Origin of the sequence: Aurantimonas sp. A2-1-M11, assembly GCF_036549475.1 — a bacterium.
Lineage (GTDB): Bacteria > Pseudomonadota > Alphaproteobacteria > Rhizobiales > Rhizobiaceae > Aurantimonas.
Map to the genome: position 1 here is coordinate 84,448 of NZ_JAZHLI010000004.1, position 22,754 is coordinate 107,201.

General features: G+C 68.7%; 24 protein-coding genes. 8 read left to right on the forward strand and 16 right to left on the reverse strand.

What is annotated here, in order from left to right:
- The first annotated feature begins 142 nt into the window (after positions 1 to 142).
- On the forward strand, positions 143 to 661 hold the full coding sequence (locus VQ042_RS02965) for a metallophosphoesterase family protein (protein WP_331815356.1): 519 nt from the start codon (positions 143 to 145) through the stop codon (positions 659 to 661).
- 46 nt (positions 662 to 707) lie between these two features.
- Here VQ042_RS02965 and VQ042_RS02970 read toward each other — a convergent pair whose 3' ends face one another.
- A complete protein-coding gene (locus tag VQ042_RS02970) occupies positions 708 to 1,961 on the reverse strand; it encodes an ATP-binding protein (RefSeq protein ID WP_331815358.1) in 1,254 nt (417 codons plus the stop codon).
- Positions 1,958 to 2,701: a response regulator transcription factor gene (locus VQ042_RS02975; RefSeq protein ID WP_331815361.1), complete on the reverse strand. Its 744-nt coding sequence runs from the start codon at positions 2,699 to 2,701 to the stop codon at positions 1,958 to 1,960. The genes VQ042_RS02970 and VQ042_RS02975 overlap by 4 nt, the downstream gene beginning before the upstream one ends.
- 215 nt (positions 2,702 to 2,916) lie before the next feature.
- Here VQ042_RS02975 and VQ042_RS02980 point away from each other — a divergent pair, with 215 nt between their 5' ends.
- Positions 2,917 to 3,870 carry a hypothetical protein gene (locus VQ042_RS02980; RefSeq protein ID WP_331815363.1) on the forward strand — a complete coding sequence of 318 codons (954 nt, stop codon included), beginning with the start codon at positions 2,917 to 2,919 and terminating at the stop codon, positions 3,868 to 3,870.
- A 66-nt stretch (positions 3,871 to 3,936) separates the two neighbouring features.
- Here the strand turns inward: VQ042_RS02980 and VQ042_RS02985 are convergent, their stop codons facing one another.
- The 7 genes from VQ042_RS02985 to VQ042_RS03015 form a co-directional block, all read right to left on the reverse strand.
- Positions 3,937 to 5,010 carry a tartrate dehydrogenase gene (locus VQ042_RS02985; RefSeq protein WP_331815365.1) on the reverse strand — a complete coding sequence of 358 codons (1,074 nt, stop codon included), beginning with the start codon at positions 5,008 to 5,010 and terminating at the stop codon, positions 3,937 to 3,939.
- Between the two features lie 90 nt (positions 5,011 to 5,100).
- Positions 5,101 to 5,715 (reverse strand): glutathione S-transferase N-terminal domain-containing protein, encoded by a 615-nt coding sequence (locus tag VQ042_RS02990; protein WP_331815367.1) that lies wholly within the window; start codon positions 5,713 to 5,715, stop codon positions 5,101 to 5,103.
- A 50-nt stretch (positions 5,716 to 5,765) separates the two neighbouring features.
- Complete coding sequence (locus VQ042_RS02995) at positions 5,766 to 6,650, reverse strand: SMP-30/gluconolactonase/LRE family protein (protein ID WP_331815369.1); 885 nt, start codon at positions 6,648 to 6,650, stop codon at positions 5,766 to 5,768.
- A gap of 139 nt (positions 6,651 to 6,789) precedes the next feature.
- Positions 6,790 to 7,389, reverse strand: coding sequence for a phosphonate metabolism protein/1,5-bisphosphokinase (PRPP-forming) PhnN (gene phnN / locus VQ042_RS03000; RefSeq protein WP_331815370.1), 600 nt, complete (start codon positions 7,387 to 7,389; stop codon positions 6,790 to 6,792).
- Positions 7,379 to 8,515, reverse strand: a complete 1,137-nt coding sequence (locus VQ042_RS03005) for an alpha-D-ribose 1-methylphosphonate 5-triphosphate diphosphatase (RefSeq protein ID WP_331815372.1) — start codon at positions 8,513 to 8,515, stop codon at positions 7,379 to 7,381. The genes phnN and VQ042_RS03005 overlap by 11 nt, the downstream gene beginning before the upstream one ends.
- Position 8,516: 1 nt before the next feature.
- On the reverse strand, positions 8,517 to 9,200 hold the full coding sequence (locus VQ042_RS03010; protein ID WP_331815375.1) for a DUF1045 domain-containing protein: 684 nt from the start codon (positions 9,198 to 9,200) through the stop codon (positions 8,517 to 8,519).
- Positions 9,201 to 9,329: 129 nt separating this feature from the next.
- On the reverse strand, positions 9,330 to 10,229 hold the full coding sequence (locus tag VQ042_RS03015) for a CehA/McbA family metallohydrolase (RefSeq protein WP_331815377.1): 900 nt from the start codon (positions 10,227 to 10,229) through the stop codon (positions 9,330 to 9,332).
- A 209-nt stretch (positions 10,230 to 10,438) separates the two neighbouring features.
- Between VQ042_RS03015 and VQ042_RS03020 the strand changes: the two genes are divergently transcribed.
- The 4 genes from VQ042_RS03020 (at position 10,439) to VQ042_RS03035 (ending at position 14,445) form a co-directional block, all read left to right on the forward strand.
- The gene (locus VQ042_RS03020) at positions 10,439 to 11,557 is read left to right on the forward strand and encodes an ABC transporter substrate-binding protein (RefSeq protein ID WP_442880013.1); all 1,119 of its coding nucleotides are present in this window, start codon (positions 10,439 to 10,441) and stop codon (positions 11,555 to 11,557) included.
- 73 nt (positions 11,558 to 11,630) lie between these two features.
- Positions 11,631 to 12,539 (forward strand): ABC transporter permease, encoded by a 909-nt coding sequence (locus VQ042_RS03025; protein WP_331815380.1) that lies wholly within the window; start codon positions 11,631 to 11,633, stop codon positions 12,537 to 12,539.
- Positions 12,536 to 13,360, forward strand: a complete 825-nt coding sequence (locus tag VQ042_RS03030; protein WP_331815383.1) for an ABC transporter permease — start codon at positions 12,536 to 12,538, stop codon at positions 13,358 to 13,360. The genes VQ042_RS03025 and VQ042_RS03030 overlap by 4 nt, the downstream gene beginning before the upstream one ends.
- Complete coding sequence (locus tag VQ042_RS03035) at positions 13,357 to 14,445, forward strand: ABC transporter ATP-binding protein (protein ID WP_331815385.1); 1,089 nt, start codon at positions 13,357 to 13,359, stop codon at positions 14,443 to 14,445. Before VQ042_RS03030 ends, VQ042_RS03035 begins: the two co-directional genes overlap by 4 nt.
- A 23-nt stretch (positions 14,446 to 14,468) precedes the next feature.
- Here VQ042_RS03035 and purU read toward each other — a convergent pair whose 3' ends face one another.
- The gene (gene purU, locus VQ042_RS03040) at positions 14,469 to 15,323 is read right to left on the reverse strand and encodes a formyltetrahydrofolate deformylase (protein ID WP_331815387.1); all 855 of its coding nucleotides are present in this window, start codon (positions 15,321 to 15,323) and stop codon (positions 14,469 to 14,471) included.
- 275 nt (positions 15,324 to 15,598) lie between these two features.
- On the opposite strand from purU, the gene VQ042_RS03045 reads away from it, so the two are divergent.
- Positions 15,599 to 16,552, forward strand: a complete 954-nt coding sequence (locus tag VQ042_RS03045) for a D-alanyl-D-alanine carboxypeptidase family protein (protein ID WP_331815390.1) — start codon at positions 15,599 to 15,601, stop codon at positions 16,550 to 16,552.
- On the opposite strand, the gene VQ042_RS03050 is transcribed toward VQ042_RS03045, so the two are convergent.
- The gene (locus tag VQ042_RS03050) at positions 16,549 to 17,736 is read right to left on the reverse strand and encodes an FAD-dependent oxidoreductase (RefSeq protein WP_331815392.1); all 1,188 of its coding nucleotides are present in this window, start codon (positions 17,734 to 17,736) and stop codon (positions 16,549 to 16,551) included. The two genes, VQ042_RS03045 and VQ042_RS03050, sit on opposite strands and share 4 nt — an antisense overlap.
- A 237-nt stretch (positions 17,737 to 17,973) precedes the next feature.
- On the opposite strand from VQ042_RS03050, the gene ltnD reads away from it, so the two are divergent.
- On the forward strand, positions 17,974 to 18,912 hold the full coding sequence (gene ltnD / locus VQ042_RS03055; protein WP_331815394.1) for an L-threonate dehydrogenase: 939 nt from the start codon (positions 17,974 to 17,976) through the stop codon (positions 18,910 to 18,912).
- Between the two features lie 52 nt (positions 18,913 to 18,964).
- Here the strand turns inward: ltnD and VQ042_RS03060 are convergent, their stop codons facing one another.
- The 5 genes from VQ042_RS03060 to VQ042_RS03080 are packed head-to-tail and all read right to left on the reverse strand — an operon-like array spanning position 18,965 to position 22,725.
- Complete coding sequence (locus tag VQ042_RS03060; protein ID WP_331815395.1) at positions 18,965 to 20,083, reverse strand: ATP-binding protein; 1,119 nt, start codon at positions 20,081 to 20,083, stop codon at positions 18,965 to 18,967.
- Positions 20,080 to 21,081, reverse strand: coding sequence for an ATP-binding protein (locus tag VQ042_RS03065; protein ID WP_331815396.1), 1,002 nt, complete (start codon positions 21,079 to 21,081; stop codon positions 20,080 to 20,082). Before VQ042_RS03065 ends, VQ042_RS03060 begins: the two co-directional genes overlap by 4 nt.
- Positions 21,078 to 21,482, reverse strand: coding sequence for an ATP-binding protein (locus VQ042_RS03070; RefSeq protein WP_331815397.1), 405 nt, complete (start codon positions 21,480 to 21,482; stop codon positions 21,078 to 21,080). Before VQ042_RS03070 ends, VQ042_RS03065 begins: the two co-directional genes overlap by 4 nt.
- Positions 21,483 to 21,492: 10 nt before the next feature.
- Positions 21,493 to 21,861, reverse strand: a complete 369-nt coding sequence (locus VQ042_RS03075; protein ID WP_331815399.1) for an STAS domain-containing protein — start codon at positions 21,859 to 21,861, stop codon at positions 21,493 to 21,495.
- 3 nt (positions 21,862 to 21,864) lie between these two features.
- Positions 21,865 to 22,725, reverse strand: a complete 861-nt coding sequence (locus tag VQ042_RS03080; protein ID WP_331815401.1) for an STAS domain-containing protein — start codon at positions 22,723 to 22,725, stop codon at positions 21,865 to 21,867.
- Between the last annotated feature and the right edge of the window lie 29 nt (positions 22,726 to 22,754).

The following is a 22,754-nucleotide window of genomic DNA, read 5'->3' on the forward strand; positions in this document are numbered from 1 at the left end:
GCCCCCTGATCGTCCTGCCCGCAGACGGGCCTGATCGCCGCATCGGCCAGCCCGACGCGATCGCCCGGTTGCCCGCCGCGGGTAGCTGATACATGACCGTGCCGGACCTTCGCATGGCCCGGCACGGCAAAGAGTCCGATCGATGTTCTTCACGGCCGACACGCACTTCAACGATCCGCGGGTCCTGCGGATCGACAGGCGTCCCTTTGCCAACCTTGCCGACCATGATGCGGCACTGATCGATCGCTGGAACGATATCGTGGGACCGGACGACATCGTCTGGCATCTCGGCGATTTCGCGCGCGGCGATGCCGCCGCCAAAGCCGCTCTTCTGGCTCGCCTCAACGGCCGCAAGCAGCTCGTCACCGGCAACAACGATAATCTCGACACGCTCGAAGCGCCCGGCTGGGAAACGGTCCAGGCCTATCGCGAACTCACCATCGACGATCACCGCGTGGTGCTGTGCCATTACGCCTTCCGGACCTGGAACGGCATGGGCAAGGGCGCGATCGACCTGCACGGCCACTCCCACGGGCGGCTGAAGCCGATGACCCGGCAGTTCGACGTCGGCGTCGATGCCTGGGATTACCGGCCCGTCACGCTCGACGACATGCTGGCGTCGCGGCCGCGCCGCGGCAAGGCGGTCGAACTCACACCCTGACGGGGCGTGCGTCCGCCGGCACGCACAGACGGATTGCTACTCCTTATCACACCGCCAGCGGCAGGCGGATGGTCTGGTCGAACCCACCGCCGGCCCGGTTGGCGACGCTGATCGAGCCGCCGGTCTGGTCGACGATCTCCTTGGCGATGGCCATGCCCAGCCCGGCGCCCGGCTTGAACTGGCGGCGGCCGAGATCGACCCGGAAGAACGGTTCGAAGGCCCGCCCGATGAGATGCTCGGGAATCCCCGGCCCGTCGTCGGCGAGGCTGACGACAGCCTCGTCGCCGTCGCGGGCGAGCGCCACGCGGGCGCCGCCGCCATGCATCGCGGCATTGTCGACGAGGTTGCGCAGGGCGCGCTTGACCGCCAGCGGCCGGGCCCGGATCGACAGCGGCGGTCCGTCGAGGACGGGCGGCTCCACCGGCCGGCCGATCTCGCGCAATTCGCCGATGATCTCGCCGAGCAGGCGGTCGAGCCGCACCGGCTCCAGCGCGCCGTCGTCCACCTCCTCGCGCACTAGCCGGATGGCGCTGTCGGCGATGCGGTCGAGCTCGGCCAGGTCCTTCAGCCAGACCTCCCGGTCCTCCTCGGGCAGGAACTCGGCGCGCAGCCGCATCCGCGTCATCGGGGTGCGCAGGTCATGGCCCGCCGCCGCCACCAGGCGCATCCGGCTTTCGACCGCCTCGCGTACCTGCGCGGTCAGGCGGTTGAGCGCGGCAGCCGTGGCGCGCACCTCGGCCGGCCCGTCCTCCGGCACATGGGCGGGCAGGCCGTCCCGTCCGACGGATGAGACCGCCTCGTCCAGAATTCGCAAGGGGCGGGTCATCTTCGTCGCGGCGAAGAGCGAGACGGTGGCGGCGCCGACGACGATCAGCGCCATGCAGAAGACGAAGACGGGCCAGTTGCGTGGCGGAAAGCCCGGATAGGGCAGATAGGCCCAGCGGCCGGGCGCAAATTCCAGCGCCATCTGCCGGGTACGCGCTTGCGGATCGCCGACGATCCGCACCGGAATTGCCAGGCCCTTTTCTGCCAGCGCCTCGGCGATGCCGCGCGCGTCGCGCACCCGCCTGTCGTCCTCCTGGACCGGTTCCGGCCCGACGGCCACCGCGAGCCGCTCGGCGGCCGAGGGATCCTCGGCCAGCACCGTGGCGACGATCCGCACCTCCTCGGCGAAGGTCTCGCGAAAGCTGTCGCGGTCCGGGCGCTCGAGCATCACGATCGAGACGAGGGCGGCGATCGCCACGACGCCGACGATGGCGAGGATCAGGAGCAGCGCCAGCCGCGAGCGAAGCGATCTCATGGCCGCTCCTCCCCCGGGACGGCCTCGCGCCGTTCCACCCGGGCGGCAAACTGGTAGCCGCCGTTGCGCACGGTCTTGAACAGGCGGAACACCCCGCCATCGTTGAACTTGCGGCGCAGCCGGCTCATCGTCACGTCGACCGAGCGGTCGAAGGGGTCGGCCATGCGGCCATGCAGGAGGTCCATCAGGATGTCGCGGGACAGCACCCGGCCGGGCCGCTCGAGGAAGATCATCAGGAGATCGAACTCGGCACCGGTCAGGACCAGATCTTCGCCCTCCGGACTGGTGGCGAGACGCCGCTCCGGATCGACGCGGAATCCTTCGAAGACATAGGTGGCCGGCCCGTCGTCGCCCTGGGGCGTCTCGGTGCCGCCGCCGCGGCGCAGCACCGCGCGGATGCGCGCGGCGAGTTCGCGTGGATTGAACGGCTTGCCCAGATAGTCGTCGGCGCCGATCTCCAGCCCGATGATCCGGTCGACGTCCTCCTTCAGCGCGGTCAGGAGGATGATGGCGATCTCCGGCCGCCGGTCCTTCATCTCCCGGCAGATGTCGAGGCCCGAGCCGTCGGGCAGCATCACGTCGAGGACGACGAGGTCGATGCGGGCATCGGCGATCTTCTGCTCGCAGGCCCGGCGGCTGGCGGCGATCGAGCAGCGGAAGCCCTGGCTCTCCAGATATTTGCCGAGCAGGCGGCCGATCTCGGGGTCGTCGTCTACGACGAGGATGTGGGGCTGGCTCATTCAGGCTCTCGGCTGGCGGGTCTTGCCCCCATGTGACCCGCGCGGCACGGGGGATGCGAGGCGTTTCTTGTAACGGCGCGTTGCAGGAACCGCCGCCAGCAACATTGCGTAACAAGTTTCCGTGCTGTGGACACGCTTCGCAACATTCCGCCGCATCCTCGCAACATCGGCGCCCTAGCTTCGGTCTCGGCAGTCACCAAGGGAAGGAAATCTCCATGACCTCCAATCAGAACCCGTCGAACACCCGCGGCCCCCGTCGCCTGTTCCGCCTCGCCGGCGCGGCACTCCTCGCCAGCGCCGCGGCAACCACCGCATTCGCCCAGGCGACGCCTGCACCCGCCACGCCGACCACCGCCGCGGGATCCACCGCGTCGGAGAGCGCCGGCCAGCGCGGCGACAATCGGCGCGTGGCGGAGCATCGCCGCGAGCGCGGCGGCAAGCATCATCGTGCCGGCCGGGGTGGTCGCGGTGGCCCCCACGGCATGCACCGCATGTTCTCCCCGGCCAAGGTCGCCGGTGCGCTCGCGGCGATCGAGACCGGCATCGGCGTGCGGCCCGACCAGATGGAAAGCTGGCGCGCCTTCACCAGCGCCCTGGTGGACTTCGCCGACGCCTCGCAGCCGCCGCGCATGGGCCGCGGCCCCGATGGCATGCGGATGATGCCGAACGCCGACGCCGACCCGGCGGATGCGGCCGATGACGAGGTCGCCGAGGACCAGGCCACGGACGAGACGGACGGTTCCGACGACACGGAGACAATGTCCGAAGCGTCAGATACTTCGGAAGCCGATGACGCGGTGGCCGGTCAGGGCGGCGATTTCGGCGCCTTCCGGATGCTTGACCGCATGGCCGACCGCGCCATCGCGCGCGGCGATAAGGCCGAGACGCTGAAGAGCGCCCTGGCCGATCTGCAGACGACATTGACGCCGCAGCAGATCACCACGGCCCGCAGCCTCGTGCGTTCGATGATGCGCGACGCGCGCGCCGAGCACCGCATGAAGATGCGCGCTCGCGTCGGCGAGCGCGGCGGTCATCATGGTCGGATGGGTCGCGGCGGTGACCATGGCGAGATGCATCGCCGTCACCACGGCGGCGGCAAGCATGAAGGCGGCAATCGTCGTCATGAGCGCCACCATGGCGGCGGCGAGCAGCGCCCCGACCGCGGCTGACCACATCGCCTCTGCAGGACATCAGCATGGCCGGCCCCTCGGGGCCGGCCATGCTGATGCGCGCAATCAGCCGAGCGCGTCGGCGATCGCCTTGCCGCATCCCTCGGTGCCGAGCGGCCCGCCGAGATCGCCTGTGCGCAGCTTTTCTTCCGCCAGCACGGTCTCGATCGCCGCGACGATCGCCGCGCCGGCATCCTTGTGGCCGAGATGGTCGAGCATCATCGCGCCGGCCCAGATCTGGCCGACCGGATTGGCAATGCCCTTGCCGGCAATATCGGGTGCCGAGCCGTGCACCGGCTCGAACAGCGACGGGAAGTCGCCCTCGGGATTGATGTTGCCGGACGGCGCGATGCCGATGGTGCCGGTGCAGGCCGGGCCCAAGTCCGACAGGATGTCGCCGAACAGGTTGGAGGCGACGACGACGTCGAACCTGTCGGGATTCAGCACGAAATGCGCGGTCAGGATGTCGATATGGTACTTGTCCCAGGCGATATCGGGATAGGCCTTCGCCATTTTCTCCACCCGCTCGTCCCAATAGGGCATGCTGATCGAGATGCCGTTGGACTTGGTCGCCGAGGTCAGGTGCTTCTTCTCGCGAGTTTGGGCGAGCTCGAAGGCATAACGCAGGATGCGGTCGACGCCGGTCCGCGTCATCACCGTCTCCTGCAGCACGAATTCGCGGTCGGTGCCCTCGAACATCCGGCCTCCGACCGAGGAATACTCGCCCTCGGTGTTTTCGCGCACGACGAAGAAGTCGATGTCGCCGGGCTCGCGGCCGGCCAGCGGGCTTTTCACCCCGGGCATCAGCTTGACCGGGCGCAGATTGACGTACTGGTCGAATTCGCGGCGGAACTTCAGGAGCGAGCCCCACAGCGAGATGTGGTCGGGCACCGCCTCCGGCCAGCCGACGGCGCCGAAGAAGATCGCGTCATGGGATCCGATCTGGGCCTTCCAGTCGCCCGGCATCATCTCGCCGTGCTTGGCGAAATAGTCGCAGGAGGCGAAGTCGAACTCGTCGAATTCCAGCGCCAGGTCGAATTTCGCCGCAGCCGCTTCCAGGACCCGCAGCCCCTCCGGCACGACTTCCTTGCCGATGCCGTCGCCGGCGATGACCGCGATCCTGAGCGCGTTGGATGACATGGAGACCTCGTGCTTTCTGCCGCCGACCGGCGGGGTGGGACGCTTGCGCCGCAAGCGGCTGGGTGACGAGCTATAGCGGAAGTAAGGCAGTCATAGAAACGGCTTCGTGTCGCGCAGCGCCGGACGTTCGGCAGTTACCGCGCACAGCCGCTCCAGCCGCGGCGTCGACGGGATCCAGCCGGCATCGGGAAAGCGTAGTCCGACATAGTCCAGCGCGGTGACCGCGCCGAGCGTCGCCAGGTCGAGCCGCTCGCCGGGCGTCTCGGCGATCCGGGCGTCGAGCTGGGCCAGCCCGTCGACCATGGCGCGCCGGCGCCTGATGCCGATCCCACCGGCGTCGAAGGCGGTGTCGGTGAAATTGCCACTGACGATACGGCGGCCGACCAGCGTCTGCACCGCGGCGTCGCAGATCCCCAGTGCCAGGCCCGCCAGTGCGAGGATGTGCGGATCCTCGTCGCGCGGGAACGGCGGCGCGGCACCTGCCAGGCCCGCATGCCGCGCGATCAGCAGGCACTCGGCAATCGCCGTACGGTCCTCGAGGACGAGGCACGGCACGCGCCCGGCGCTGTTGGCGGCCAGCAGAACCGGGTCGTCGTTCCACTGGTCGACGATCCGCACCGCAAGATCCGGCACCGCCGCCTCGATGAGCGCGGCATGGGCGATCCGGGCAAAGGGCGAGGTGGTGTTCTTCAGGAGGGTCGGCATGTCACCTGTCGCAATGGGGAGGGGGCGGTGCGGCACGCCGGGTGCCGCGGTCACAGCACCAGTTTCGGTTCGAGCCGGCCGCACACCGGCAGGTCGACGAGGAAGGTCTTTCCGGCGTGGGGATCGGCACGCCGGCCGGCGTCGTCGAGGCCCGTCCAGGCGGAGGTGACGATCATCCGGTCGGCCTTCGGTCCGATGAAGGAGGGACAGGTGACCTGCCGCGCGTCGAGCGCGACACGCCGGATGCGCGTCCCGTCGGGCGAATAGGCGTCGAGCGTGCCGCCGCCCCAGCGGGCATTCCACAGGGTGCCGTCGGCCTCGCAGACCGAGCCGTCGAGGCCGCCCTCGCCGCCGGAATGGTCGTGGAACAAGGCCGGCTCGCCGACCGGCAGGCCGCTGGCCGGATCGACGGCCACGCGCATCAGGCGATTGACCTGCGTGTCCGTGAAATAGGCGGTCGTCCCGTCCGGGGAGAAGCAGATCGAGTTCGGGATGCCGACCCTTTCATAGAGACACCGCAGTTCGCCGGCGCGGTACCAGTAGATGGCGCCTGCGCCGGCCTCGGCCTGCTTGCCCATCGTGCCGATCCACAGGGCGCCGGAGGGATGGACGCGGCCGTCATTGGAGCGGGTGACCGGATTGTCGGCTTCCAGCGGTCGGTGCAGGGTCAGCCGGCCGGTGGCCGTGTCGCGCAGATAGAGCCCGTCTTCGGCCGCGATCATCTGGCGGTCGCCGTCGATCACGGCCAGCGCGCTCGCCATGACGGGCAGCCGATGGACAATCGCCTCCGGCGCGTTGCCGGGCTTTTCCAGGAGCATCCGCCCCTCGATGTCGAACCACCAGGCCGTGTCCGTCGCCGGGTCGTAGGTCGGCCCCTCGCCGAGGCGGCAGGCAATGTCGGAGTACATGCTGACGGCAATCGCGGTGTCGCTCATGATGATCGGTCCGGTTCTCCTCTCCCGACCGGGCGGGGCAGCACGCATTGGCAGCGTGCGCGCGAAATCCGCCGCAGGTCGCGGGCGAAGATGGCCCGGCGGGCCGCATCTGTCGACCCTCCAGCCCCGGCCCGGATGGTCAGCCGGCGTTCCGCAGGATCTCGACCAGCCGGCGGCGTCCCTCGTCCGGCGTGCCGTCATTGACGATGCGATGATGCGCCTCGGCGCCGGGCGGGATTGCGAGTTCCACCTGCCGGGCGATGCGGGCGGAGATCTCCTCCGGCGTCTCGCGGCCGCGCGCGGCGATGCGCGCGACGAGAATCGGCTGCGGCGCGGTGACCTCGACGATGGCCAGCCGCGTAAAGCGCGCCGCCGCCTCGTCGAGGACCCGGCGCGAGACATTGGCGACCACCGTGACGCCGTCTGCGAGTGTCGTCTCCAGCCGGGCCGGCAGGCCGTAGGCCAGCCCGTGCGCCTGCCAGGACAGGCAGAAGCCGCCGGCCGCCTGATGGGCGGCAAAGTCCGCCCGGCTCATCACGTCGTGATCCTCGATCGCGGCGATGGCCTCGCGGGTGACGACCCGCCGGGCAAAGACGATGCCGGGCGTATCCGCCAGATCCTCTGCAGCCAGCGCCAGCAGCGTGTCCTTGCCGGCACCGCTCGGGCCGACCACGACCACGAAGAGGCCGGGTCGCAGACCGTTCGCTTCACCGTCGTCCCGCTGCGATTCAGGCGACACGCCGGCCCTCCCGCCAGACCGAGCGCACCACCGGCGGGTCGCCCTCGCTGGTCGACACGCGCACCAGATCGCCCCGAAGACCCAGGGCGATGGCGCCGCGATCGTCGAGGCCGACCGCTCTGGCCGGGTTCGCCGTCACCAGCCGGATCGCCGCCGGCAGGTCGCATTCGCCGCTCGCGGCCAGATCGAACACGGCCTGCAGCATGGAGAAGGGGACGTAGTCGGAGGACAGGATATCCAGCGTTCCCCGGCGCAGCAGCGCGATGGCCGACACATTGCCCGAGTGCGATCCGCCGCGCACGATGTTCGGCGCGCCCATCAGGACGTGGAGCCCCGCGTCCCGCGACGCTGCCGCCGCCTCGATCGTGGTCGGGAACTCGGCGATGCGGGTGCCCAGTCCGATGGCCTCGGCGACATGGGCTGCGGTGGCGTCGTCATGGGAGGCGACGGCGATGCCGCGCTCGCGGCAGGTGGCAGCGATGGCTCGCCGGGCGGGCGGCGCGTGGGCCTCGGATTCGGCAAGCCGCCGGGCGCTGAAGGCGTCGAACTCGGCGTCCGACAGCCGCAGCTTCCTCTGGAAATAGGCGCGATAGGCGTCCATGTCGGCGAATTGACGCTGGCCCGGCGCGTGATCCATGAGCGAGACCAGCCGCAGTCGCGGATTGGCGGCGATCCTGTCGAAGCCCTCGACCACGTCCGCAGCCGAGACCTCGCAGCGCAGGTGGATGTAGTGGTCCGCCCGAAGCCGATCCTCGGCGACGGCGCGCGCGATGGTGCGGCCCATCTCCGCCATGTCCGCGGCGGTCAGGGTGCCGTCCTCCTCGGTGCCGACCCGCAGTGCGTCGAAGACCGTGGTGATGCCCGACCCGGCGATCTGGTTGTCGTGGGCCTGGATGGCCGCCATCTTGTTCCACATCACCCGCGGGCGCGGATTGAAATGGCCCTCGATATGGTCGGTGTGCAGTTCCACGAGGCCAGGGGTGAGGGTGTCGCCGCCCATGTCCTCGCCGGCGGCCGGACCGTCCGAGATGGCGGCGATCAATCCGTCGCGCAGCACCACATGGCCATCGATGGCCGCTTCGGGGGTGACGATGCGGGCATTGGTGAGAACGGTCTCTTGGGGCAAGTCAGGCGTCTTCCGAAGGTCGGCGGAACGGATGGACCGAGTGGACGCGGAACGGCGCGCCGGGCTCTGGCTCCATGAAGAGGGCGAGATGGTCGATGGCAAGCGGGGCGCCGTCGAATTCGCCGAACGTGTCGCGCAGCTGCGCCTCGACGGTGTCCCGCTCGGCGGCCGGAACCTTGCCGGTCAGCGTCATGTGGAAGCGGAATTCCTCGAAGACATGCGGGTAGCCCCATTGCGCCAGATAGTCGCGCTGGCGCTCGCTCAGCGCCTCGGGCTGACGACGGGCGATCTCCTGGGGCGTGGCCGCCGCGCGCAGCGGCTCGAAGCTGTTGACCACCGCCGCCTCCAGATCGCCCAGCGCCTCGGGAGCGCGCTCCGGCACCAGGGCGAAGAACGGGCCGAGCCGGGCGATGACCAGCCGGTCGATCCGCACCCGGTCCCGGGACGCGCAGAAGGCGGCGAGCCGCGCATCCACTTCTGCCAGATCCACGCCCTCGGCGAAGCGGAACGGCGCGCGCATGGTGGCGTGGAAGCCGTAGCGCGCCGGCGAGGCGACGAGCGGGTCGACGGCGGGATCGGGCGCACGCGTCGGCTCGCCGTCGAAGGCGCTGCGGCCCAGCCACCGTGCGGCGGTGCGGGTCAGGGGCGCACCCGCGGGCGGCGTGAAATAGATGGCTGCGCGCATGGGTCGGGTCACGGATCGGGGGAGGGATGGGCGATGGCGGCGAAACCGCCGGCAGGCCCGGCGGCGGCGGGCGGAACATAGGCAACCGGATCGATTTGCCCAGCATTGCCAACTCCCGCCTGCAACGCATCAGAGCCAGATCGGGTTCGACCAGGCGCGATGCCCGGCGGCATCGGTCACGACCACGCGGCACCAGTGGCCCGCAAACCTGTCAAGCGGCAGGGTGGTGCGGGTCAGCTGGCGGCCGGTCACGCAGTCCGCCCGCGAACCGCGCCCGACGAGCGAGATCGTCACCACCGGAGAACTCGTGATTTCCAGTTGGTCGGCCACGACGACGAGATCGACGATGGCCGGGCCCTGCGAGGAATAGTAGGCGCCGGCCTTCATGGCCGCGAGCAGAGCCTCGGGCTCGTTCGCCTCGGCCTTCACCATCATCCAGCCGCCATTGTGGTCGGAAAGCGTGAAATGCGCGTCGTCGGCGGCGTAGCCGGTCAGGCGGTGGCCTTCGTTCAGCAACGCGTCGAGCAGCATCCTGCCGTCGCCGCGGGCACATTCGACGTCGCAGCCGGTGTTCCAGATCTCGACCGCGTGGGCGATCCCAGCCATCTGCCGCCCGTCCTCGATGGTCAAAGACGACCATTGCGGGTGCGCGATGCCGAGAAACGCCCCGGCGGCCACCGCGCGCGTCGCCAGCGCCACGGCGTCCTCGTCGGGGCCGAGCGGCGCGAAATCGAGCGGCAGGCCGCAGGCCAGCAGATGCCAGATCTCGCCATGACTGTTTTCGGGCGCGTGGATCTCGGCACCGAAGATCGTCGTCATGCGGTTGCTGCGATAGGGCGTCGTGTCGGTGACGGGAAAGCCGAAACGCTCCAGAAAATGGTCGGACAGGCAGAGGAAGTCGTAGCCCGCCTCCTCGTAGTGGCGGCAGACGGCCTGCGGCGAAAGCACGCCGTCCGAGCGATCGGAATGGGTGTGGATGTTGCCGCGATGAAAGCGGCCGGCGGCCGGAAAGGCGGACAGTCCGGTCATGTTTCCCCCTGCTATTGTCCGTCGCGGGATTACCGGTGCTTAATATCGGATTGATGACGCCTCGCGTGAACGGCGCCCGACGGGCCGCCGCATCTGCGCAGCGACATCGAAGTGTCATGCGCCGATGCTACCGCACCATCGCTCCGAGTTGAGACGACTGGGTTTGAACGCCATCGCCGATCCGGCGAAAGGCCAGAGAGGGTTTCCGTATGAACAGGTCCTGCACACGCATCGCGGCACTGACCGCAATCCTGTCGCTGTCCACCAGCGCGGCCTTCGCCCAGGCCGACGGCGCAGCGATGTCGATGGATGAACTCGTCGCCGCCGCCAAGGAAGAAGGCCAGCTCACCACGATCGCCCTGCCGCACGACTGGTGCAATTACGGCGAGATGATCGAGGGCTTCAAGGCCAAGTACGGCATCGAGGTCAACGAGCTGAACCCGAATGCCGGCTCCGGCGACGAGATCGAGGCCGTCAAGGCGAACAAGGGCAATACCGGTCCCCAGGCGCCCGACGTGCTCGACATCGGGCTTTCCTTCGGCCCGGCGGCTCAGGCCGAAGGCCTGCTGATGCCCTACAAGGTCGCGACCTGGGACGAGATCCCGGACGACGCCAAGGATGCGGACGGCCACTGGTATGGCGACTATTACGGCGTGCTGGCTTTCGGCATCAACAAGGATGTCATCGACACGGCGCCGCAGAGCTTTGCCGATCTCCTCAAGCCCGAATACGCCAATTCGGTCGCCCTCGCCGGTGATCCGCGCAGCGCCAACAACGCCATCATGTCGCTCTATGCCGCCGGCATCGCCAAGGGTGCCAAGAACGGTCAGGACGCGGCGACCGCCGGTCTCGATTTCTTCAAGCAGCTGAACGAGGCCGGCAACTTCGTCTCCGTCGACGCCGAGGCGGCCCCGATCGCCCAGGGCACGACGCCGGTGGCGATGAACTGGGACTACAATCTCCTGTCCATGCGCGACAATCTCAACGGCAACCCGCCGATCGAGGTCGTTGTGCCGTCCGACGGCGTCGTGGCCGGCGTCTATGTCCAGGCGATCAGCGCCTATGCGCCCCATCCCAATGCCGCCAAGCTGTGGATGGAATATCTGTATTCGGACGAGGGCCAGCTGACCTGGCTGAAGGGCTACTGCCACCCGATCCGCTTCAACGCCATGTCGAAGGCCGGCAAGATCCCGCAGGACCTGCTCGACAAGCTGCCGCCGGCCGAAGCCTACGAGAAGGCGGTCTTCCCGACCCTCGAGGACCAGAACGCCGCCAAGGCCGAGATCGCCGCCAAGTGGGACAGCGTCGTCGGCGCGACCGTCCAGTAACAACGACATCGAAGGGAGCGCCCGTGCCTGGCGGGCGCTCCCCTTCTACGGGTCCGGTGATTTGCGGGGGTCCATGGGCGCAGCCATCGATGCAGCAGCGGCTGACGCCGTCGGCGACGTGGTTCCGGCACGCCGGCCAACCCGTTCGCTCGCCTGGCTCGGGCTGGCGCCCTTCTTCGGCTTCGCCGTCCTGTTCCTGATCGGCCCGACCCTCTATCTGATCACCGGCGCCTTCCAGGATCGGACCGGCGCCTTTACCTTCGACAACATTCTCGGCCTGTTCACGCCGCAGATCATGGCGGCCTATGCGATCTCGATCCAGGTCAGCCTCGCCTCGGCCGCTCTCGGGGCGCTGATCGGCTTCTTCCTTGCCTATGCCATCGTCCATGGCCGCCTGCCGGCGTGGATCCGTCCGACCGTGGTGACCTTCTCCGGTGTCGCCTCGAACTTCGCCGGCATTCCGCTGGCCTTCGCCTTCCTCGCCACCCTGGGGCGGCTCGGCCTGGTGACGCTGTTCCTGAAGGACGCTGCCGGCATCAACATCTATGCGCTCGGCTTCAACCTCCTGTCCTTCTGGGGGCTGACGATCACCTATCTCTATTTCCAGATCCCGCTGATGGTGCTGATCATCACCCCGGCCCTCGACGGCCTCAAGGGCGAATGGCGCGAGGCCGCGTCGATCCTCGGGGCCTCGCGCTGGCAATACTGGCGCATGGTGGCGCTGCCGGTGCTGGCGCCGTCGATCCTCGGCTGCTTCCTCCTGCTCTTCGCCAATTCCTTCGGGGCCATCGCCACCGCCTATGCGCTGACCGGCTCGTCGCTGAACATCGTGCCGATCCTGCTGTATGCGCAGATCCGCGGCGACGTCCTCTACAACCCCAATCTCGGCTATGCGCTGGCCTTCGGGATGATCGTCATCACCGGCTGCTCGAACCTGCTCTATCTGTGGCTGCGGGCGCGCGCCGAACGGTGGCAGCGATGACGGCCTCGCGGATCGGCCCGGCCGTCATCGTCGTCCTCGGCGCGCTCTACTTCGTGCTGCCGCTGGTGGCGACCTTCGAGTTCTCCCTGTCGATGCTGCGCGGCATCTGGAGCTTCGAGGCCTATCGCGTGGTCTTTTCCGACCCGCAGTTCCGCACGACCTTCACCTTCTCCGTCGTCGCCGCCCTGGCGACCATCGTGCTCGGCGCGCTGCTCGTCGTGCCGACGGCCTACTGGGTGCGGCTGCGCTTTCCCAAACTGCGGCCGCTGGTCGAGTTCATCACCCTGCTGCCGCTGGTGATCCCGCCCATCGTCCTCGTCTTCGGCTATATCCGGCTCTACAATTCGTCCTCCTGGCTGCCCTTCACCAACAGCGCGAACGGCACCAATCTCCTCCTGGTCTTCGGCTATGTGATCCTGTCGCTGCCCTACATGTTCCGGGCCGTGGATACCGGCATGGCGGCGATCGACATCCGCACCCTGACGGAGGCGGCCGAGAGCCTCGGGGCGAAGCGCTCGACCATCCTGTTCAAGGTGATCCTGCCCAATGTCAGGGCCGCGGTACTGTCCGGCGCCTTCCTGACCTTTGCCATCGTCATCGGCGAGTTCGTGCTGGCGAGCCTGCTCAACCGGCCGGCCTTCGGTCCCTATCTGGCCCTGATCGGCGCCAACCGGGCCTATGAGCCGGCGGCGCTGGCCATGATCGCCTTCGCGATCACCTGGGCCTGCATGGGGCTGCTGCAGCTCTTCGCCAGCCAGTCGCCGGGACGGCCGCGATCGGGGCGTCCCCTGTTCAAACTCGCAAGGCGGGCCACGCGATGAGCTTCCTGGAAATATCCGGCGTATCCAAGAGCTTCGGCCCGAGCACCGTGGTGCGCGACTTCGCGCTGGGGGTCGAGAAGGGCGAGTTCGTGTCCTTCCTCGGCCCGTCCGGCTGCGGCAAGACGACGATGCTGCGCATGATCGCCGGCTTCGAGACACCCTCGGCGGGGCGCATCGTCATCGACGGCGAGGACGTCACCGGGCTGGCGCCGAACCGGCGGCGGATCGGCATGGTGTTCCAGGCCTATGCGCTGTTTCCCAACCTGTCGGTGGCCGACAATGTCGCCTTCGGCCTCAAGGTCGCGGGCCGGTCGAAGCGCGAGGTCGCCGCGCGCGTCGAGGAGATGCTCAGACTGATTGGTTTGCCGCATCTGGGTGACCGCTATCCCTACCAGCTGTCCGGTGGTCAGCAGCAGCGCGTCGCGCTGGCGCGGGCGCTCGCCCCGAGCCCGCGCGTGCTCCTGCTCGACGAGCCCCTGTCGGCGCTCGACGCCAAGATCCGGGTGTCGCTGCGCGAGGAGATCCGCGCGCTGCAGCGCGAACTCGGCATCACCACGATCTTCGTCACCCACGATCAGGAGGAGGCGCTGTCCATGTCGGACCGCATCGTGGTGATGAGCGAGGGCCGGATCGAGCAATGCGATGCCCCGTTTGCCATCTACAACCGGCCGCAAAGCCGCTTCGTCGCCGGCTTCGTCGGCTCGCTGAGCCGCGTTGAGGGGGTGGTGTCGCCGGACGGGTCGGTCGTGGTCGAGGGCTGTCCGGTGACCCTGGCCGAGCCGCCGACCTGCAGCGCCGGTACGGCCGTGACCCTGGCGCTGCGACCCGAGGCGCTCCGGCTGGAGCCGTCCCCGGACCGGACCAACCGCCTCGTCGGACTGGTCGAGGACGCGCATTTCCTCGGCTCGGTGGTGCGGCTGAAGCTGATTGTCGCCGGCGGTACCGTCCTGGCCGACACCTTCAACCGTCCGACCTCGCCGCCGCCGGTGCGCGGCACCCGCGTCGATCTGCATTTCTCGCCGGCGGACGTCTTCGCCCTGCAGGCCGAGGAGGTGGCTGCCGCGCGGATGGCCGAGCCTGCCTGAGCCCGGGTCCCGGCGGCCGCAGATCAGCGGAAGACCACCGTACGGTGACCGTTGACCATGACGCGGCGCTCCAGATGCATCTTGACCGCACGGGCCAGGACCCGGCTTTCCACGTCCCGGCCGACCGCGACGAAATCGTCGGGCGACAGCGCATGGCTGACCCGTTCGGTCTCCTGCTCGATGATTGGCCCCTCGTCGAGGTCGGGGGTGACGTAATGGGCGGTGGCGCCGATCAGCTTGACGCCGCGCTCATGGGCCTGGTGGTAGGGCTTGGCCCCCTTGAAGCTCGGCAGGAACGAGTGGTGGATGTTGATGATCTTGCCGGACAGGCGCCGCGAGAGATTGTCCGACAGCACCTGCATGTAGCGGGCCAGCACCACGAGATCCGCATCGCTTTCGCGCACCAGCGTCAGGAGCCGCTCTTCCTGCTCGGCCTTGGACTCGCGTGTCACCGGCCAGTGGTGGAAGGGCACGCCCTCGTGATCGGCCGTGCGGCGGGAATCGGCGTGGTTGGAGACGATCGCGACCACCTCGGCCCGCAGCCATCCGACGCGGATCTGATAGAGGAGATGCAGCAGCGCGTGGTCGAATTTCGAGACCATGAGAATGATCTTCGGCACCCGCGCCTCGTCGGCGATCGCGAGCTTCATGTCGAAGCGCGTGGCCACCGGAGCGAGCTGGCGCTCCAGCGCGTCCCGGCTGGCCCCCGCTGGCGCCGTGAAGGCGATCCGCAGGAAGAAGCGCCCGGTCTGTCGGTCCCAGAACTGTGCGCTCTCGGCGATGTTGGCGCCGGCATCGGCCAGTTCGGTCGTGACGGCCGCGACAATGCCCGGCTGGTCGCTGCAGGACAGCGTGAGGATGAAGGCAGGCTCGATCATGGCGGCAATCCGGGGTGAGGGCTGGCGGGTGGACAACGGCGGGTGGCGACCGGGGGCCGCAGGCCGCGCGCACCGGCATCTTCTAGACCGCCGGAACAGGCGAACGCCATCGCAGCCATGCATGTCCCGCTGCAAAGGCCGGGACGACTGGCAAAGCCTCCGCGAGAGTGTGGTCGCGAAAGCACAACCAGCGTTAAGCGATCATGAAGTCGGGACTGTTATTTGACAGGGCCGGGTCGAGGCGACTTAGCTTTCGGCCATTCGAACCTGACGAGATGATCTTGACCCAGCGCCTGCCGCTCCGGCTTCGCCCGCTCGCTTTGCTCAAACCGGCGCTTGCCCCGCTGCTGGCGCTGGCGATGGTCGCCTGCCAGTCGTCCGAACTGACGACAGACGGCCTCCTGCCCTATGCGCGGGTTGGCGCCGCGACCGTGTCGCCGGGCCAGGCGGAAGTGAGGGCCGCATCGACGCTGGTCGTCGACTATGGCAGCGGCCGCACCCTCTACGAGGAGGCGGCCGACGGCCTGCGCTATCCCGCTTCGCTCACCAAGATGATGACGCTGTACCTGCTGTTCGAGATGATCGAGGCCGGCCGCCTGTCGATGAACAGCGAGCTGACCGTCAGCGAGAACGCCGCATCGCAGCCGCCCTCCAAGCTCGGCCTGAAGGCCGGCTCGACCATCCGGGTGGCCGACGCCGCCCAGGCGCTCGCTGTGAAGTCGGCCAACGACGTGGCGACGGTGATCGCCGAGAATCTCGGTGGCAGCGAGGCCGCCTTCGCCAACGCCATGACCGCGAAGGCGCGGGCGCTCGGCATGACGCGGACGCGTTTCGCCAACGCCTCCGGCCTGCCCGACAAGGACCAGATCTCGACGGCCCGCGATATGGCGACCCTCGGCCGGTCGCTGCTGACGCGCTTTCCCGCCTATGCCTCGCTGTTCACCCGGACCGGCTTCGACTATGGCGGCCGCCACTACAACGCCACCAACAAGCTGGTCGGCAGCGTTCACGGCGTCGACGGCCTGAAGACCGGCTACATCCGCGACGCCGGCTTCCATCTCGTGGCCACCGCCACGCGCCGGGGCCGACGGATCATCGTCGTGGTGATGGGCGGCCGCACGGGCCGCGAGCGCAATGCCCAGGTGGAGGCGCTGATCGACCAGTATCTTGGCCCCGCACCGGCGACGGGCATCATCGCCGGGCTGCCGGGCGTGGGCCTCGCGCGTTAGCGGGCGGCCGCGTCCTGACGATCGGCGGCGGCGCTCGCGGCGAGGGCGTTGTAGCCGTCGACGAAGCGGCGATCGTTCCAGTCCTTCCACCGCCAGACCCAGCGCCCTTCCAGCGACAGGCCCCATTTGTCGGCGACGGCGCGTCCGTCCGCGGTGGACAGCAGCGTCAGCCAGTGCCGCTGCGGACGATAGGAGCGAAGCGGCTCGCCTGCGATGGCGCGGCGCAGGTTCTGCGCCAGCACCGGCCCCTCCCGGACGGCGAAGACACCGGCCTTGGGCCGCGGATCGGGGAGGGCGGCGATGTCGCCGGCGGCGAAGATCTCGGGATGCGAGATCGAGCGCAGCGTGGCGTCCACCCGCACGAAACCTTGCGGATCGAGGGCAAGGCCCGTCTCGCGCAGCCAGGGCGCCGCCGCGCTGCTGGTCGCCCAGAGCAGCGTATCTGCCGCAATCGTCCGGCCGTCCGCCGCCCGGACCTGCCCGTTTGCGAACCCGGTGACGTCGAAGCCCGTCCGAACGGTGATCCCCCGCCGTGCCAGCGTGGCCGCGATCCGGCGCTGCGTCCGTCCGCTGCGCTCCGGCAGAATGGTTTTCGCCCGCCCGAGCAGGGCGATCGCGACATCCGGTGTGGCATCTCCACCGACTTGCCGCACGGCGCCGGACAGGCGCCGCTGGAGCGCCAGCGCCAGTTCGACACCGGCAGGCCCCGTGCCCACGATGGCGATGCGAACCGGTCCTGGACCCGCGGGCAGGTCCGCCGACATCTGCTCCAGCCGTTCCACGAAGCGCCCGATGGGCTTGACCGGAATGCCCGGCATGTCGGCGGGCCGGCTCGGCGCCGACCCGATGTCGATGGACAGGAGATCGTAGGACAGGGGCGATCGATCCGTGACGCTCAGCGTCTGTGCCGCGGTGTCGATGCCGGTCGCCTCGCCCGTCACCAGCGCGGCGCCGGCAAAGCGCGCCAGGCCACCGGCGTCGATATGCAGGTCGGCGTGGTCGTACTGGCCCGAGACGAAGCCTGGCAGCATGCCGGAATAGGGTGTGGCGACATCCCGGGTGACCAGCGTCAGGGCGACACCGGGATGTGGCCGCTCGCCGAAGGCCTTGAGGACGGCGACATGGGAATGCCCGGCGCCCAGGAGCACGATATGCTTGCGTGTGCGGCTGTCGGGCAGGGTCACGGCTCCAGTCTGCGAGGCGGCGAGCCCCCGTTTCTCACGGATTTGCCAAGCATTCCACGGCCCTTGCGGCAATGGTGCCGCGATCACGAACGCGCCAGAAGCGGCCTGTTCCGGCCGTCAGGACCGGGGCGCGGGGGCGCGGCGGTAGACTGCCGGGGGGTTGCCCGACTATGTCAGCGTCAGAGTTTGTCTCCCGCGCCGTTGCGCGGGATTCGCTGAAAGCGGGAGAAGATCACGATGGGCATTGACGACAAGGCGGCCGAAGCCGCGACGCGCGGGGGCATGCGCGTCGCCGTGGTCGGTCTCGGATCGATGGGCATGGGCGCGGCGACCTCCTGCGTCGCGGCGGGTCTGACGACCTACGGCATCGACCAGCGCGAGTCCGCCTGCGAGGCGTTCGTCGCGGCCGGCGGCGCGGGTGCGGCCAGTGATGGACGCGACTTCGCCGGCCAGCTCGACGCCGTGATCCTGCTGACCGTCAACGCCGCCCAGTGCCGCGACGCACTGTTCGGCGCCAATGGTCTTGCCGCGCATCTGCGCGCCGGCACGCCGGTCATGGTGTCCGCGACGATCTCGGTGGCCGACGCAAAGGCCCTTTCCGGCGAACTCGAGGCCGCCGGGCTGACGATGCTGGACGCGCCGGTTTCGGGCGGGGCGGCGAAGGCCGCATCCGGCGAGATGACGGTCATGGCCGCAGGCCCGGCCGCCGTCTTCGACCGGCTGCAGCCGGTGCTCGACGCGGTGGCGGGCAAGGTCTACCGGATTTCCGAGACCATTGGCGACGGGGCGACGGTGAAGATCATCCACCAGCTCCTGGCCGGCGTGCATATCGCCGCCGGCGCCGAGGCCATGGCCCTGGCCGCCAAGGCGGGCATTCCGCTCGACACCATGTACGACGTCGTAACCAACGCCGCCGGCAATTCCTGGATGTTCGAGAACCGCATGCGCCATGTGGTCGATGGCGACTACACGCCGACCTCCATGGTCGACATCTTCGTCAAGGATCTCGGCCTCGTCACCGAGACCGGCCTGTCGCTGAAGTTCCCGCTGCCGCTGGCGACCACCGCCTATTCGATGTTCGCCACAGCCAGCCAGGCCGGTTACGGCCAGCTCGACGACAGCGCGGTGATCAAGGTGTTTCCGGGCATCGACCTGCCGGATTCGGGCAAGCGCTGAATTTGCGCCGAACGGGTGGCATCCCTGCCGCCCCTTCGGCCCGCTTGCGCGGTCAGATCGGGACGGTGAGGGTGATGGCCAGACCGTCACTGCCGTCGACGTCGATCGTCCCGTTCAGCTTGCGCACGCACCCCTCCACGATCCGCCAGCCGAGCGACTTGGAATTGCGCAGCACCGTCTCGGCGTCGGGAAGACCCTCGCCGTCGTCGGCGATGCGCAGATGCAGCTTGCCGGCATCCTGATGCGCTTCGATCACCACCAGGCCCCGCACTTTGCCCGACTGCATGGCGTGCTTGGCGACGTTGGTCACCAGCTCGTTGACGATCAGCGCGAGTTCGGTGGCGGTGTCGAAGGCGACCGGGACCGCATCGACGCGGCAAGTGATGGTCAGCTGCTGATCGCCCAGCGCCGACGACAGCCGGTCGGTCAGGCTTTCCAGATGCTGTTTCAGGTCGACCTGGGTGACGTCTTCCGCCCGGTGCAGGAAATTGTGGGCGTTGGCGAAGGCCTGGATGCGGTTGGTCAGGACCGACAGCGCTTCCTGGGTCTCTTCGGTGGTCGCCTGCCGCGCCTGCATGATCGCCAGCGACTGGATGATGGCCAGGTTGTTCTTGGTGCGGTGATGCAGTTCGCGCAGCAGGAACTGCTGCTCGGCCAGCGAGTCCCGCAGCGCCCGGTTCTGCTCGGCCAGTTCCTCCATGGGCGAGCCGTGGCTGGCCTGTACTAGTGCCGACGCGGTGGCTTCCGCCAGTTCCTCCGGCCGCTTCGTCGTGGTCAGCTGCAGGCCGAGCGTGACGACGGTGCCGCCGGAGCCGGTCTTCAGGTCGAAATCGTCGACGAGCTTCTGCGACCCGCTGAGCCCGAGGCCGGCCCCGGTATGGGACTGGTGCCGGCCGCGCAGCATGGTCTCGACCGCGGTGATGCCGTTGCCCTTGTCCTGCACCCGCGCCATCAGCCGCGTGATGTTGGCGCTGCGATCGAAGGCGAATTCGGTGACGCCGCCCTTGGCGTATTGCAGGGCGTTGCGCGAAATCTCGGAGACGGCCGTGGCAAAGCGGATCTGGTCGCGCGCCGGTGCTCCGGCAACCTTGGCGATCAGCCGGGCGGTGCGGCGGGTGTGCGAGACGTCCGCATCCTGCTCCAGATTGATCGAGGTGACGACGGACTTCATTGCCGCGCCCGCGCGATGACGACGCCGCAATCGTCGCTGCCCCGGCGGCGGCGCTTGTACAGGGTCGCCGCGACGGTGAGGACGTCGCGGAAGAACAGGCCGGACGGTTCGGGAAAGCGTTCGCCGCCCTTCAGCCCGTCGGTCGTCAGGATCAGCAGGGCGTTCTTCCCCCAGCCATGTTCGGTGGCCCGCGGGCGGCGGCTGGACGCGCCGACGATGCCGGGCGCCGAGGGGATGCCGTGGCGGCTGCCATCGGCCGCGAGGATCTCGCCCTTGACGTTGCCCACGCCCAGGGCCCGGAGCGTGGCGCCGCCATGCCGCATCTCGACGATCAGCGAGGCCGCGCCGCGGCTGCCAGCCATGGCGTCCGCCACGTGAAGCTCGGTATCTTCCAGTGACTTGCCCTTGGCCGCCAGAAACGCCGCCAACCCCGTCTCGGCATCCTTGGCGGCCGTCGGCCCGTGGCCGAGAACATCCATCAGCATGATCATCGTGGCACCGCCGTCCTTGCGGATGCCGCAGATGTCGCCGCCCGCCTCGAAGCCCGGCTTGGGAATGACGAGGCCGGCCGTTTCCATCGGTCCGCGCGAATAGCGTCCGGTCTTGCCGATGGTGACCGTCAGGGTGGTCCCCCGGCTGTCGCTGTGGATGTCGAGGCTGTCGGACATCCGGGCGATGGCGCCGAGACCGCTGCCGAGGCTGCGCTCGCCTTCCTCGGCCGTGGTGAAGCCGTCGGCCATGGCCGCCTCGACATTGGGCAGGCCCGGACCGTCGTCGAGCGCGATGACGTCCATGCCGGCGGTCGTCTTGCTCTTGTGGGGCGACAGCAGGATCTCGCCCCCGGTGGCGTGACGAAGGAGGTTGGTACCCGCTTCCGTGACGACCAGCGCGAGCCGGTCGCGATCGTCGCTGGACAGGTCGATGGTTTCGGCTTCCTGCAGGGCCCGTCTGCGCGCCGCACCGATCTGGCTGGTTTCCGAGATGGGCAGAGAGATCATCGGGACGCGCACTCCAGTATGACGGTCGTGCCCGTATCGGACGACGACGTGATCTTGAACCTGTCGACCAGGCGTCGGGCTCCGCTCAGGCCGAGCCCGAGGCTCTTGCCGGTGCTGAAGCCGTCTTTCAGAGCCTGATTGACGTCCGCGATGCCTGGACCCCTGTCCGTGCACTCCGCAACGACGCTGCGCCGCGCGCCGTTCCCCACGATCTCGAAAGAGATCACACCCCCATTGCCATAGACGACGGCATTGCGCGCGATCTCCGAGACCGCGGTCACGAACTTCGTCTTCTTGATCTGGCTGGCACCGATCGACGTCATGGCCTGCAGCGCGGCGCGCCGGGCAAAGGCGACGTCGCTCGCCCGCGACAGGGTGACGGTCAGTTCGTTGTCAGCCAAGGACCCGCGCCTAGGTCCGCTCGCCCAGAATCAGGCGGATCGCCCTGTCGGCGGTCAGCGCGGTCTCGACGCCTTCGAGTGTCATGCCGAGTTCGACCAGCGTCATGGCGACGGCCGGCCGCATGCCGACGACGACGGTGCGCGCATTCATCATCCGCGCCATCTGCGCCATGGCACCGAGCATCCGCCCGGCGAAGGTGTCGACGATCTCCAGGCTGCCGATGTCGATGATGACGCCGACGGCGTTCTTGCGCGACACCTCCTCGACCAGCTGATCCTGCAGCGACAGGATGTCGTGGTCATCCAGATCGTCCCGGATCGCCACGATGACGCAGCCGGTGATGGTGACGATCGGGGTGCTACCAAGCGAGGCGTCCACCCGTCATTTCTCCCGGGGGGACACGCCGATGCGCTCGAAGGCGTAGGCAAGTCCGCTCTGCAGATCGACGCGGGTGGTGATGTTGGGCAGCTCGACGCCGAGATTCACGACGGTCTGGGCGATCTTCGGACGGATGCCGCAGATCACGCAATGGGCGCCCATCAGGCGGACCGCCGCGGCGGTCTTGAGCAGGTGCTGGGCGACCAGCGTGTCGACGGTGGAGACGCCCGTGATGTCGATGATCGCGACTTCGGCCTCCCACTGGACGATGGCGTCGAGAAGGTTCTCCATCACGGTCTGCGCCCGGAAGGAATCGAGCGTGCCGATCAGCGGGACCGTGACGATCCGGTCCCAGATCTTGACCACCGGCGCCGAGACCTCGGTCATCTCCTCGCGCTGGCGCTCGATCACGGCCTCGCGCTTCTGGACCAGCGATTCGATCGCCTGCAGCACGATCTGGTCGACCATGCGGGTCGTGTTCCAAAGCTCCGCGCTCATCTGCTTGGGCTTTTCGCTCAGATCGGCAGCCAGGTGATCGAACAACGGCTGCTTCAGGGAGGCGATAAACCAGCCCATCTCGGAGGGCGTGACGCCGCGCTGGGTGCGGCTTTCGGTGATCTCCTCGATGGCGTCGCGCACCGGATCCCAGCCGGGATTGGCGAAATCGAAGCTGGCGTCGGTCGCCGCCGTCTGGCTGGCGCGGGCCAGCGCGGTCAGGAGGTCCCGGCTCTGCCGCTCCGTCTCCTTCGCCGACACGAGATCGGTCCGCCGGACGCCTTCCTTGGCCTGGGCCTTGAGCCACGCGGCCAGGATCTTTTCGAATTCGTCCTGCAGGAGTGAGGCCGTCGTCGTTTCGCTCGCCATTTCGTGCCTTCGTGTACCGTGATGTCCCT